Genomic DNA, 12,820 nt, shown 5'->3' on the forward strand with positions numbered 1-12,820 from the left:
CGCTGAGAGCGGGGAACGGGACCGCCAGGATGTCCGAGACAGGATGAGGAGGGCGTATCCGCATTCAGGCGAATGCGGTGTCAGCGGACTCTAGTCGCAGTGGCGTAAACAGGCACTGACCGTCGATATGGACGCCATCGCCACGCACCTGCACGCGCCCGCTGGCGAGCAGGTCCAGCGTGGCCAGCAGCAGGGGGTGTTCGCGCGCCAGCACGCGTGCGGCCAGTTGCTCGGCGCTGTCGTCGGGCAGCACCGGCACGCGCGCCTGCGCGATCACCGTGCCGGCATCCAGTTCCGGCACCACCAGATGCACGCTGGCGCCATGTTCGGCATCGCCGGCCTCCAGTGCGCGGGCATGGGTATGCAGGCCGCGGTACTTGGGCAGCAGGGAGGGATGGATGTTGAGCATGCGCCCGGCGAAGCGACGCACCAGCGGCTCGCCGAGGATGCGCATGTAGCCGGCGCAGATCACCCAGTCCGGCTGCGCGGCGGCGATCGCATCGCCCAGCGCAGCGTCGAAGGCCGCGCGGTCGGCGAAGTCGCGCGGGCTGGCGCTCCAGCGCAATGCCGCATCGACCTTGTGCAGTGCCGGCGCCTGCGGGCGATCGGAAAACACGCCGACGAGCTCGGCCCGCAGCCGGCCGCTGGCGATGGCATCCAGGATGGCCTGCAGGTTGCTGCCACGGCCGGAGGCCAGGACGGCCAGACGCAGGCTCATGGGGTCGGGTTCGCTGAAGTCATGGGGCAGTGCGCGTCACGCTGCGGTGGCGGTCGGAGCGAACAAGGCCTTGACCTGCGGGCGCAGCAGCACCACCAGCGTAAACACGCCGACGACGGTGCCGAACGGCATGAAGGAGCAGGAAATGCCGGCCACGATCAGGCACAGCAGATGCCGTCTGCGCTGGGCGATGCAGCGGCCCGCGTAGGCCATGAACGCCGCCAGCGTCAGGCCGCAGCCAATGAACACGGCCGCGAACACCACGAAGAACCAGCCGAACAATCGCGGATCCATCGATGGTGCGTCCGCATTGGCATTTGTCATGGGCAGGTGCCCGGTGATGATTGCAATGCCCATGAATAGATGGATCAACGGGAAAAGCGAAAACAGCGCAGTGATGGCGGCCAGCACATAGTGAAAGACCGACAGCAGTTTCAGATGCTGGAGATCGTCAGCGCTGGCCGATGCCGGCAGTGCGCGTGGGGAAGCGTCCATGCAGCTCTCCTCGATCAACCGATCCGCACGCGCACGTCGCCCTGTGCCGGGACCACCTGGCCGATGCGCCAATGCGCCAGCGACTGCGCATCCAGTGCCTGTTCCAGCGCGGCAGCCCGCTCGGGTGCGGCGATCAGCACGAAGCCGATGCCGCAGTTGAAGGTGCGCCACATTTCGGCATCGGCCACCGCGCCTTCGCGCTGCAGCCAGGCGAACACCGGCGGCAGCGTCCAGGCCTTGGCGTCGATGTCCAGGCCCAGGCCGTCGGGGATCACCCGGATGATGTTTTCGGTCAGCCCGCCGCCGGTGATGTGCGCCATGGCGTGGATACTGTCGCGATGCGACTTGAGCAGCGCCAGGACCGGCTTGACGTACAGCGCGGTCGGCGCCATCAGCGCATCGATCAGCTTGACGCCGTCGTCCAGCACCAGCTCGGCGGGGGTGCCGGCACGTTCGTAGATCTTGCGGATCAGCGAGTAGCCATTGGAATGAGGGCCGGACGAGGCGATGCCGATCAGCACGTCGCCCGCGCGCACCTGCGCACCGTCCAGCAGCTGCGATTTTTCCACCGCGCCGACCGTGAAGCCGGCCAGGTCGTATTCGCCCGGCGGATACATGTCGGGCATCTCGGCGGTTTCGCCGCCGATCAGGGCGCAGCCGGACAGCTCGCAGCCGCGCGCGATGCCGCCGACCACCGCCGCGGCGGTGTCCACGTCCAGCTTGCCGGTGGCGAAATAATCCAGGAAAAACAACGGCTCGGCACCCTGCACCAGCACGTCGTTGACGCACATGCCGACCAGGTCGATGCCGATGGTGTCATGCCGGCCCAGCTGCTGCGCCAGCTTGAGCTTGGTGCCGACGCCGTCGGTGCCGGACACCAGCACCGGCTCCCGGTACTTGCCGGACAGGTCGAACAAGGCACCAAAACCGCCCAGGCCACCCATCACCTCCGGCCGGAAGCTGCGCTTGACCAGCGGCTTGATGCGTTCAACCAATGCATTGCCGGCATCGATGTCGACACCTGCCTCACGGTAGGTCATGGGCGAGGGATTGGAGGGCGTTGGGCTGGTCACGGGCGGGGAGGGCTCGGCTGTAAAGGCGGCGATTTTAGCAGCCACGTTGGCGCTGGCGTCCCATTCGGGCAACAATTCACCCGGATACGCTTAAGTCATGGAACCGTCGATGCGCCGCAGTCTCGCTTTCTTTCTCGCCCTCGTGGTCGCCATGCCCCTCGCGCCAGCCCTTGCGCAGGCCGATCTACGCACCGAAGGCGACGTCGCCAAGGCGCAAAGTGCCTACGAGGCCGAAGTGCCGGTCAACAGCCAGAGCGAGTCCGATCGCCCCGGTGCGCTGGCGCGCGCGCTCGGCGCGGTGCTGGGCAAGGTGTCCGGCGACCGTGGTGTGATGAGCCGCCCGGGGGTTTCGCAGGCACTGCGCAGCGCGCCGAGCTATGTCGAAAACTACGATTACCGTCAGGACCAGGGCACCTCGCGCACCGGCGCGCCGACCTTCCGCACCGTGCTGGTGGCGCGCTTCCGGCAATCGGACGTGGATGGCCTGATCGCCGCATTGGGCCTGCCGGTGTGGCCGCTGCCGCGGCCCAAGCCGGTGCTGTGGCTGGCCATCGATGACGGCAGCGGCCCGCGTTTGGTCGGTGTGGCGCAGGCCAACGCCGCGCGCAGCGTGCTGGACCGGGCGATCGAGCGCGGCTACCGGCTCGGCCTGCCGGGCGGAGCGGCTGCCGAGCAGGTGCTGGCCGGCGCGATCTGGCGCAAGGACACCGCTGCGGTGGCGCGCGCGTCGGCCAAGTACAGCCCGCCGATGCAGTTGATCGGCAAGCTCTACCGCAATGACGCCGGCTGGACTGCCGACTGGGTCTTCGTCGACAACGGCAACGTGCTGTCCAGCTGGACCAGCAGCGACGGCGACGCGCGTCGCGCGATGGCTGCCGGCGCCGACGGCGCGGCCGATGCCCTGGTCAAGCGCTACGCCAAGCGCGTGGACTCGGGTGTGCCCGGGGTCTACCGGGCGGTGATCACCGGCATCGGCAGCGCCGACGATTACCTGCGCATCTCTGCCGCGCTGCAGGGCGTCTCGGTGGTGCGCAGCATCCGCCCGGTCAGTGCCAACGGCGACCGCATGGAAGTGGATCTTGAATTGCTCACGGGCATTTCCGGTCTCAACCGTATGCTCGGCGACAACAGCCCATTGGTTCCCGTTTCGGTGCCGACCGAGGGCCCGATCATTCTCGAAAACGAGCACGCCGAGTACCGCCTGAAATGACTTTGACTCCGGAAGCCGAAATCGCCCTGTTTTTGCGTCGCCTGCAATGGGTGGCGGTGACTGTCGGCGCGTTGTGGGTGGTATCGCTGCTGTCGCCGATCCTGACGCCGTTCGTGCTGGCGCTGCTGCTGGCCTGGCTGGGCGACCCGCTGGTGGACCGCATCGAGCGCGCCGGCCGCTCGCGCAACATCGCGGTGGTGCTGGTGTTCGTGCTGGCGCTGCTGCTGTTCGTGCTGGCGCTGATGATTCTGGTGCCGATGATCGAGCGCCAGATCATGACGCTGATCGATGCGCTGCCGCAGATGCGTGCCTGGGCGATCAGTACCGCCATCCCGTGGCTGGAAGCCAAGACCGGCGTGGAGCTGATGGGCTGGCTGGACCCGGAGCGTCTGATCGACTGGATCCGCAGCCACTGGGAACAGGCCGGCGGCGCCGCCAAGACCTTCTTCGGCTATGTGCAGCGGTCGGGCTTTGCGATGGTGACCTGGGTGATCAACCTGGCGTTGCTGCCGATCCTGGCGTTCTACTTCCTGCGCGACTGGGACCGTCTGGTCGAGCGTGTGGCTGCGGTCATTCCGCGCGCCTACATCGGCACCGTGAGCCGGCTGGCACAGGAATCCAACGACGTGCTGGGTGGCTTCATCCGCGGCCAGTTCCTGGTGATGCTGGCGCTGGGGGCGATCTACGCCGCCGGGCTGTCCATCATCGGGCTCAATCTGGGCCTGTTGATCGGCATCATCGCCGGCCTGATCAGCTTCATTCCGTATCTGGGCGCCACCACCGGCATCGTGCTCGCCCTGCTGGCGGCGGTGGTGCAGGCGCAGGGTTTCGACCTGAAGCTGCTGATCGGCGTCGGGGTGGTGTTCACCGTCGGCCAGTTGCTCGAAAGCTATGTACTGACGCCGCGCATCGTCGGCGACAAGATCGGCCTGCATCCGGTGGCGGTGATCTTCGCGGTGATGGCGGGCGGCCAGTTGTTCGGCTTCCTGGGCATGCTGCTGGCGTTGCCGGTGGCGGCGGTGGCCAATGTGCTGCTGCGCTATGCGCATGAGCAGTACACGCGCAGCGATCTGTATGCGGGCGAACGCGCCGGTATCGTGCTGCAGTCCACCAACGAGCGCAGCGTGATCATCGACCCAAGCAAGGACACGGATCGGTTGTGAGCGTTCCGCAGTTGCCACTGGCGTTACGCGCGCCGCCCGATCAGCGATTCGATAGTTACATCGCCCCGCCCGACGGCCTGCTGTCGCAACTGCAGGCGTTGGCGATCGGGCAGGTGAACGACTGGCTGTATCTGGCCGGCCCCGCCGGCACCGGTAAGACGCATCTGGCGTTGTCGTTGTGCGCTGCCGCCGAGCAGGCCGGGCGTGCCCCGGCGTACCTGCCTCTGCATGCCGCCACGGGCCGGTTGCGCGATGCGCTCGAGGCGCTGGAAGGGCGCAGCCTGGTCGCATTGGATGGCGTGGAGAGCGTCGCCGGACAGCGCGACGACGAGGTGGCGCTGTTCGATTTCCACAACCGCGCGCGTGCTGCCGGCACCACCTTGCTATACACCGCACGGCACATGCCAGACGGCCTGGCATTGGTGTTGCCGGATCTGCGCTCGCGGCTGTCGCAGTGCATCCGCGTCAGCCTGCCCGTGCTCGACGACGCCGGGCGCGCGGCGGTATTGCGCGATCGTGCGCAACGGCGCGGGCTGGCATTGGACGAAGCGGCAATCGACTGGCTGCTGACCCACAGCGAGCGTGAACTGGCCGGACTGGTGGCATTGCTGGACCGGCTGGATCGCGAGTCGCTCGCTGCCAAGCGCCGCATCACCGTGCCGTTTCTGCGGCGGGTGCTGGAGGACCGCGGCTCGTCGAGCAGCTGACGGAATTATCCCGCTCACCGCTAGACAGGCACGGGCTGCTTTGCGCTTCCCATCTGCATCTATCGCAGTGTCCAGGCACTCGAGGCACAACGCCTAAAGCTTTTAAAGCAGATGGTCTGTGGCTCTGCTGCATGGCCCTTGCCCGCCCACCATCGCGGGACACGCCGCAAGTACGTCCATGTAGGCTCTTACGCGGCATCCATGCCGCGTAAAGTCCCGCGATGGTGGGCGGGCAAGGACCCGTCGGGATGGTCGGTGTGCATGGATCACAGCAGGAGCGGCGGTCGGCGAGTTAGGTCAGCGGTAGTTCCATGGACTTTGTGTGATCTGACTGACGTGATCTGATTGCAGCGACGCTTTCCGCCGAATGCGCGCAGAGAGGCAATCGGGATTGCCCATGTCGTTACATAGCCGTGCATCCATGCATGCAAGCGACTATGCCGCTACGTTAAGTCATCTGGCTTAAGTCATCTCGCTTGTGCAGTTCCAACAGCGCACGACCAACCTGGCAGGCGTGATGTCCTCACCGGTTGCGGGACCCTTGGCGGCATGGATGCCGCCACCGAGCCTCCACGGACGGACTCACGGCGTGTCCCGGAAGCGGTGAGGGCATCGCGCCCTCGACCAACCAGGCCGTTGATTCAAGCATCGGACCGCAACTAAGCACCGCCACGGTCCACGTCTCCACGTTTGTCTCGAGTGGCCCAGACAGTGCGATAGATCGGCTGCAGAGCTGCAGAGCTGCAGAGCTGCAGAGCTGCAGAGCTGCAGAGCTCCAGATCTGTGGGTTGTCTGCAGGCCCTTGCCCGCCCACCATCGCGGGACACGCCGCAAGTACGTCCATGTAGGCTCTTACGCGGCATCCATGCCGCGTAAGGTCCCGCGACGGTGAGCGGGCAAGGACCCGTCGTGATGGTCGGTGCGCATGGACAAGAGCAGGAGCGGCGCCGGTGGGTTGGCTGCAAGGCCCGTCGAGATGGTCGGTGTTCGTGGTTCGCGCAATGCGCGACGCGCGGCCGGGCGTTTGCAGTGGTGTGGCTGCGATCAGCCGTCGTCGCGCAGCAACCGGGCATCCAGCTCCGCCAATCGCTGCGGCGTGCCGACATCGGTCCAGCGCCCGGCATGGTGGATGCCGTCGATCAGGCCTGCGGCCATCTGCGCGCGCAGGATCGGCGCCAGCGCAAAGCGCGGCGCCGTGCCGGCGGGCTCCGGGAGCTGGCCGATGACCGATTGCCAATCGGCCAGCAACGCCGGTCGATACATGCCGATGCCGGCGTAGGTCAGCGTCGCGGGCAGATCTGCGCGCACCTTGCCATCGGCATCCAACGCAAAGTCTGCGCGTGCTGCATAGGCTGGTTGATCGACCAGCACCAGCTGCGCCAGTCCCGCCGGCGCACCCGACAGCCGCGCAAAATCGAAATCGGTCCAGATATCGCCGTTAACCAGCAGGAACGGGGCATCGCCCAGCAACGGCAACGCGTGCAGCATGCCGCCGCCGGTTTCCAGCGGGCTGTCGCCCTCGAAGGAGTACGTCAGCCGCAGCCCGAATGCGCCGCCATCGCCCAGTACATGAGGAAATTGGTCGGCCAACCATGAAGTATTGATCACCACCTCGTCCACGCCCAGCGCGGCCAGCTTACGTAGATGCCAGACAATCAGCGGCGTGCCGCCGACCGACAACAGCGGCTTGGGCGTGCGCTCGGTCAACGGACGCATGCGTTCGCCGAAGCCGGCTGCGAAGATCAGCGCCTTCATGCCCCGGCCTGCGCGGAGCGTGCCGCCAAGGCGGGTTTGACCAGGTCTTCCAGCAGGCCGATCAGCGGCGCAAGCTCGGGATGACGCGGCAACACCTCGTCCAGATAGGCGATGAAACGCGGCACGTTATCCAGATACCAATGCTTGCCGTCGCGATGGTTCAGGCGCGAGAAGATGCCGAGATTCTTCAGGTGCCGCTGCACGCCCATCCAGTCCGCATCGCGCAGGAATTGCGCCAGCGGCGGCACCGGCAAACCGGCTGCTGCGGCACGTGCGTGGTAGCGCTCCAGCCAGCCATCCACGCGCGCAAGCGGCCAACTCACCGAGGTGTCCTTGAACAGACTGATCGGGTCGTAGGCGATCGGCCCGATCACGCAATCCTGGAAATCCAGCACTGCCAGCCCGTCGCTGACCGGCATCAGATTGCGCGGCATGAAATCGCGATGGGCGAACACGCGCGGCTGCGCCAGCGCGTTGTCCATCAAACGGCGCTGCACCAACTGCAACTGCTCGGCATGCCCGCAGTCCAGCTGCAGGCCCAGGTGGCGGCCGAGAAACCATTCTTCGAACAGGCCGGCATCGCGTTGCAGCAGCGCCTCGCCGAACACGCCGCTGTCGGGGGGCGGGGCAATGCGTTGCAGCAATAGCAACTGACTGATCGCAGCATCCAGCAACGCGTCGGCATTGGCGTCGGTTAGCACCTGCGCCAGGGTCGGCACGCCCAGGTCTTCCAGCAGCAGGAAGCCCGTTTCAAGATCCTGCGCAAGCACCTGTGGCACGCGCACGCCGTGGGTGCCGAGCAGGGCGTGCATGCGTAACCAGGGCGCCACGTTTTCCAGTGCAGGTGGCGCATCCATCAGGATGCGATCCGCGCCGCGTCCTTGCGTACGCCAGTAACTGCGAAATCCCGCATCGACAGAGGCACGTTGCAGCGTGACCTCAAGGTCATCTAGCACATGCCGCGCCCACTGCAGACGGAGCGCATCGCGCGCGTTATCGGTAAGCAACGATGACGTCATGGGTGAGTGCTGTCTCGGGGAGTGAGGCGTAGCCAGGTCGAAAGCGACGCCGGTTCGATCAACGCTTGCTGCCGCTAAACAGGCGCAGCAGTGCCAGGATCGCGATCGCACCCAACAATGCGCCGAGGAAACCGGCCGGTTCACCGGCGTGGTACCAGCCCATGTAGCGGCCGAACCAGCTGGCCACCACTGCACCGGCGATGCCCAGCACGATGGTCAGCAGGCAACCCAGCCGCTGGGTGCCGGGCGTGATGAAACGGGCCAGCAGCCCGACCACGAAGCCAACCAGGATGATGTAAAGCCAGCTGTCGCTACCGAAGAGATTGTTCATCGCAGGCACTGAGGGAAGAGGGATCGGCAGACTAGCATTCGCCGCCGCGGCAACCACGTGTGCAGTGCCGACTGCCGCGACGGCGTTGGGACCATATCCATGCGCGCCGCCGCGCATGACAAAGCACCTGACCACCCCATGATGCGCGGGGCGGTCAGGGATCAATCAGCAGCAGCCATGCCCGCCATGACGGGTGCCGCTGTCAGCGGCCACCGGCGAGCCGCTGGTCTCGCCGCGCAGGCAGGCGGCGTGATGCTCGGCGATCACCTTGGACACGCAGGCCGTCACCCGCTTGCCCATCGGGATGTGCAGGAACTCGTTGGGGCCATGCGCATTGGAGTGCGGGCCGAGCACGCCGGTGATCATGAACTGCGCACCCGGGAACTTCTCGCCCAGCATGCCCATGAACGGGATCGAGCCGCCTTCGCCCATGTACATCGCCGGTTTGTCGAAGAACGCCAGGCTGGCCTCGTCGATGGCTTTTTCCAGCCACGGCGCCATCGCCGGCGCATTCCAGCCGGACGATGCCTTCTCCAGCTCCAGCGTTACCTGGGCGCCGTTGGGCGGATCGCGCAGCAGCGCTTCCTTGAGCAGTTCGCCACAGGCCTTGCCGTCGGCGGTCGGCGGCAGGCGCAGCGACAGCTTCACTGCGGTCTGCGGGCGCAGCACGTTGCCGGCCGAAGCCAGCGGCGGCATGCCAGCCACGCCGGTGATCGACAGCGCCGGGCGCCAGGTGCGGTTCAATACCAGCTCGGTGAGATCGTCATGCATCGGCGCCAGGCCATCGACCATCGGGAACTTGTCGAAGATGGCGGTATCCAGCGTCGCCGCCGCGGCCCTGGCCTGCGTCAGACGCTCGGCCGGCACCTCCACATGCAGTCCGCCCAGCAGGATGCGGCCGCTGACTTCGTCCTCGATCCGCGACAGCAACTGGCGCAGCAAGCGGAAGCTGGACGGCACCACGCCGGAGGCGTCGCCAGAATGCACGCCTTCCTCCAGTACCTTCACGCTCAGATTGCCGCCGGTCAGCCCGCGCAGCGAGGTGGTGCACCACAACTGCTCATAGTTGCCGCAGCCCGAATCCAGGCACACCACCAGCGATGGCTTGCCGATGCGTGCGGCCAGATGGTCGACATAGGCCGGCAGGTCGTAGCTGCCGGATTCCTCGCAGGCCTCGATCAGCACCACGCAGCGCGCATGCGGCAGGCCCTGGGTGCGCAGCGCCAGTACCGCCGCCAGCGAACCGAAGATCGCATAGCCATCGTCTGCGCCACCGCGCCCGTACAGCTTGTCGTCGCGCAGCACCGGCTCCCATGGGCCGAGGTCGGCGTCCCAGCCGGTCATTTCCGGCTGCTTGTCCAGGTGGCCGTACAGCAGCACGGTGTCGTCGCCCGATTCGGCGCCGGTTGCCGGGATCTCGATGAAGATCAACGGCGTGCGGCCCTCCAGGCGCACCACCTCGACCTGCATGCCTTCGATCGCCTGCACGCGCGCCCAGGTTTCCATCAGGGTGACCGCCTGTTCCATATAGCCATTCGCGACCCAATCGGCATCGAACATCGGCGATTTGTTGGGAATACGGATGTAATCGACCAACTGCGGGACGATTTCGCGGTCCCAGGTGTCGCTGATGAATTGGTCGATCTTGGCGCTGTCCATGGAGACTCCGAATACGTGACGTAACGGCACATTCTACCTCCGCGCCTTGGGGTAGGTATTTCCCTACAAGGCGGCGCGCAGTTCACCGGCTGTGTGAAAAGTTCGTTGGCGATAGGATTGCTGCATGTGGCGCGGGACACTGGCTCCGCCGGCAGGAATGCTGGCTAGGACCATCACCCAAGCCACAAGGAGCGTTGCAATGAAGTCATTTACCGTAGCCCTGAAGTCCCTGCTACTGGCGTTGCTGTTGTCCTCGAATGCGTATGCGTTCGACAAGGTCGATATCAACACCGCGTCTGCTGAGGAATTGGACAAGGTGCTGACGAACGTCGGGCGATCAAAAGCCGAGGCAATCGTCGAGCACCGTCAGGCGAACGGTCCCTTCAAAAGTGCCGAGGAACTGGCACTGGTCAAGGGCATCGGACTCAAGACGGTCGAACGGAATCGAGACCTGATCGAAGTAGGAGCCACGATGGCTCCCGCCAAGAAGGCTGCCAAGGGGGCGGCGGTGAAACCGGTGGGACGGCGTTGAGGGGAAGGGATCCGAGATACGGTTCGACGCGAGGATGCGTGGCCGCAACCTAACTGGACAGGATGTCCGGGGGATGGCTGGAAGCCGACAAGGACGTGGAATCGCCCGGTGTTGCACTTGGATGTGCAGCCGGGCGTTTTTCGTTTTGGGGCCACTTGGGTTACGCGCACCCAAGCGGCGGTGACCGCAGGAAGGGCGGTCTCAGCAGGAAGCGCCAGTCATATCGCAAGGCACCGGCCGCTTTGTGAGGTGTTGGCCACACCATCAAGTTCGAGGCTCGGCGTCACGCCTGAGGCTCAGCGTCAGGCGCGATGCACAATACGAGACGGCCTGGGCGCCACGCTTGCGGCACAATGCGCCAATGCAGCTGACAGACCTGAGCAGCCGGGTGATTCCGGCCACCGACTACCGGCGCGAGCGATGGCGCAATCGACTGGGCTGGACGCGCGAGATCCTGCGCCTCGGCCATGTCGACGCTTGGGCGCTGCGGCTGTCGATCGCCGAGATCGAGCAGGACGCGGCATTTTCCGCATTCCCGGGCATCGATCGCGAGCTAGTGCTATTGCACGGCAATGGCATGCGGTTGCAGTTTGGCGATGCCGCCAGCGGTACTGGCACCGCGACCGGTATTGGTGGTGGCACTGCTGTTAGCGGTGGCGGTGGCGGTGGCAGCAAAAGCGATAGCGGCAATGAGGGCGGTAGCGCTGACCATGGCGGCAATGACGCCGGCGCCGATGGCGGTACCGATGCTTCCGGCAGCAGTCATCGCAGCTGCGAATTGCTGCCGCCGTATCAGCGAGCCCGATTCGCAGGCGAAGAAACGGTACATGCGACGCTGCTCGACGGGCCGACTCGGGATTTCAACCTGATGTGGCGGCGTGACCTGGTGCAGACCGAACTGCTGCATCGGCCGCTGGTCGGCACCATGCTGTTCTTCGCCGATCCGGGCAGCGCCTGGGCAATCCATCTGCTTGCAGGCCAGGCCAGCTTTGGACGCGATAGCGGCTTGCCGCCGTTGGCTGCGGGCGATACCGCGTGGCTGAGCGCCTCCACGCGTACCCGTTACGTGCTCGATGGCGGCGGCGAGCTACTGGCGATCCGGGTAAGGCCGGTCTAGGACGTTGCATCTTTATCCGCGGCAGGTCGCGCCCCTCAGCACGTGCCCGGATGCATTCGTGTCAATGCAGACAAACGATGGCATCGCTGTGCCACCTGGCTCGGGAACAGTGCGAGCGTCGGGAGTGGTTCCGGCAATTCCAGGGGGAAATCCATGAGTACCATCAGCTCGGTCGGGTCCGGCTATGCCGCCTACACGTCCTATGCAAACCGCAGTGCGGCCACCGGCAACACCGCATCCACGGCGCAGTCGGAAAAAGCCAATCCGCTGACGCAATTGTTCAAGTCCATCGATAGCGATAGCGATGGCAGCCTGACCGCGTCGGAACTGTCGACCGCGTTGTCGTCCAGTAGCAATGAGGACGGCAAGATCGACATCGATGGGCTGCTGAGCATGCTAGATCAAGATGGTGGCGGCACCGTCAGCGAGAGCGAACTGGCACAGGCGTTACCGCCGCCGCCGCCTCCGCCGGGTCAGCAAGGACAGGACGTGCAGTCGTTGTTCGCGGGCCTGGACAGCGATGGCGACGAGAGTGTCAGCAGCGGTGAATTGAGCACGCTTGTCAATGGCGACAGCGCATCGAGCACGCAACTGCTTGACCTGCTTGACAGCGACAAGAGCGGAGCGCTGAGTCTGCAGGAACTGCAAGAGGCGATGCAGCCGCGCGATCCGCCGCCGCGCCCGCCGTCGTCCGCCGATGCATCCAGCAGTGATGGCACGCAGCAGGCGTATGCAGCGTTGGTACAGATGGCTGTAGGGCAGTACCGCAGCATTGGCGGCAGCGCGGCAACCAGCACTCTGGTCGATCTGGCAGCGTAACTGGGGTGGTTGGGCGATAACGGGGACGCTTTCCGATGCACTTCGGGGCAATGTGCTTTCTCCCTCGCCGTCGGCGGCTGACACAACGCCACATGCGGTTGTCGGCAGCTGGCAACGGTTGGGACCATCGGGAAGGGCAGGTGGCTGCGCGCTAACCGTGACGGCTGATCAGCCGTTACGGTTGGCGCGCTGCTACCTGATGCATGGAAGCTGCGGATTTCA

General features: G+C 65.6%; 13 protein-coding genes. 6 read left to right on the top strand and 7 right to left on the bottom strand.

Going from position 1 to position 12,820, the window contains the following annotated elements:
• Positions 1-64: 64 nt before the first annotated feature.
• From purN to purM, 3 genes are read right to left on the bottom strand one after another with little or no spacing between them, the layout of a single operon-like run.
• Entirely contained in the window at positions 65-718 is a 654-nt protein-coding gene (gene purN / locus FHT09_RS04255) for a phosphoribosylglycinamide formyltransferase (protein ID WP_104607024.1), read from the bottom strand.
• A 36-nt stretch (positions 719-754) separates the two neighbouring features.
• Positions 755-1,213: a hypothetical protein gene (locus FHT09_RS04260; RefSeq protein WP_102585016.1), complete on the bottom strand. Its 459-nt coding sequence runs from the start codon at positions 1,211-1,213 to the stop codon at positions 755-757.
• Between the two features lie 14 nt (positions 1,214-1,227).
• Positions 1,228-2,361 (bottom strand): phosphoribosylformylglycinamidine cyclo-ligase, encoded by a 1,134-nt coding sequence (gene purM, locus FHT09_RS04265; protein WP_184416861.1) that lies wholly within the window; start codon positions 2,359-2,361, stop codon positions 1,228-1,230.
• A gap of 22 nt (positions 2,362-2,383) precedes the next feature.
• On the opposite strand from purM, the gene FHT09_RS04270 reads away from it, so the two are divergent.
• The 3 genes from FHT09_RS04270 to hda are packed head-to-tail and all read left to right on the top strand — an operon-like array spanning position 2,384 to position 5,366.
• Complete coding sequence (locus FHT09_RS04270) at positions 2,384-3,496, top strand: DUF2066 domain-containing protein (protein WP_104607026.1); 1,113 nt, start codon at positions 2,384-2,386, stop codon at positions 3,494-3,496.
• Complete coding sequence (locus tag FHT09_RS04275) at positions 3,493-4,659, top strand: AI-2E family transporter (RefSeq protein WP_104607025.1); 1,167 nt, start codon at positions 3,493-3,495, stop codon at positions 4,657-4,659. Before FHT09_RS04270 ends, FHT09_RS04275 begins: the two co-directional genes overlap by 4 nt.
• Entirely contained in the window at positions 4,656-5,366 is a 711-nt protein-coding gene (gene hda / locus FHT09_RS04280) for a DnaA regulatory inactivator Hda (protein WP_047129075.1), read from the top strand. The genes FHT09_RS04275 and hda overlap by 4 nt, the downstream gene beginning before the upstream one ends.
• A 1,044-nt stretch (positions 5,367-6,410) precedes the next feature.
• Here the strand turns inward: hda and murU are convergent.
• The 4 genes from murU to FHT09_RS04300 form a co-directional block, all read right to left on the bottom strand.
• Positions 6,411-7,121, bottom strand: a complete 711-nt coding sequence (gene murU, locus FHT09_RS04285; RefSeq protein ID WP_104535940.1) for an N-acetylmuramate alpha-1-phosphate uridylyltransferase MurU — start codon at positions 7,119-7,121, stop codon at positions 6,411-6,413.
• Positions 7,118-8,140 carry a phosphotransferase gene (locus FHT09_RS04290; RefSeq protein WP_104606061.1) on the bottom strand — a complete coding sequence of 341 codons (1,023 nt, stop codon included), beginning with the start codon at positions 8,138-8,140 and terminating at the stop codon, positions 7,118-7,120. Before FHT09_RS04290 ends, murU begins: the two co-directional genes overlap by 4 nt.
• A gap of 58 nt (positions 8,141-8,198) precedes the next feature.
• The gene (locus FHT09_RS04295; RefSeq protein ID WP_006452367.1) at positions 8,199-8,471 is read right to left on the bottom strand and encodes a GlsB/YeaQ/YmgE family stress response membrane protein; all 273 of its coding nucleotides are present in this window, start codon (positions 8,469-8,471) and stop codon (positions 8,199-8,201) included.
• Between the two features lie 165 nt (positions 8,472-8,636).
• Entirely contained in the window at positions 8,637-10,130 is a 1,494-nt protein-coding gene (locus tag FHT09_RS04300; RefSeq protein ID WP_104606062.1) for a M20 family metallopeptidase, read from the bottom strand.
• 157 nt (positions 10,131-10,287) lie between these two features.
• Between FHT09_RS04300 and FHT09_RS04305 the strand changes: the two genes are divergently transcribed.
• From FHT09_RS04305 to FHT09_RS04315, 3 genes are all read left to right on the top strand, one after another.
• Positions 10,288-10,662: a helix-hairpin-helix domain-containing protein gene (locus FHT09_RS04305; protein WP_308685772.1), complete on the top strand. Its 375-nt coding sequence runs from the start codon at positions 10,288-10,290 to the stop codon at positions 10,660-10,662.
• A gap of 361 nt (positions 10,663-11,023) precedes the next feature.
• A complete protein-coding gene (locus FHT09_RS04310) occupies positions 11,024-11,779 on the top strand; it encodes a HutD family protein (protein WP_104606063.1) in 756 nt (251 codons plus the stop codon).
• A 153-nt stretch (positions 11,780-11,932) separates the two neighbouring features.
• Positions 11,933-12,598 carry an EF-hand domain-containing protein gene (locus FHT09_RS04315; RefSeq protein WP_104606064.1) on the top strand — a complete coding sequence of 222 codons (666 nt, stop codon included), beginning with the start codon at positions 11,933-11,935 and terminating at the stop codon, positions 12,596-12,598.
• The last annotated feature ends 222 nt before the right edge of the window (positions 12,599-12,820 follow it).

The organism is Xanthomonas sp. CFBP 8152, from assembly GCF_014199025.1.
GTDB classification, from domain to species: domain Bacteria; phylum Pseudomonadota; class Gammaproteobacteria; order Xanthomonadales; family Xanthomonadaceae; genus Xanthomonas; species Xanthomonas arboricola_B.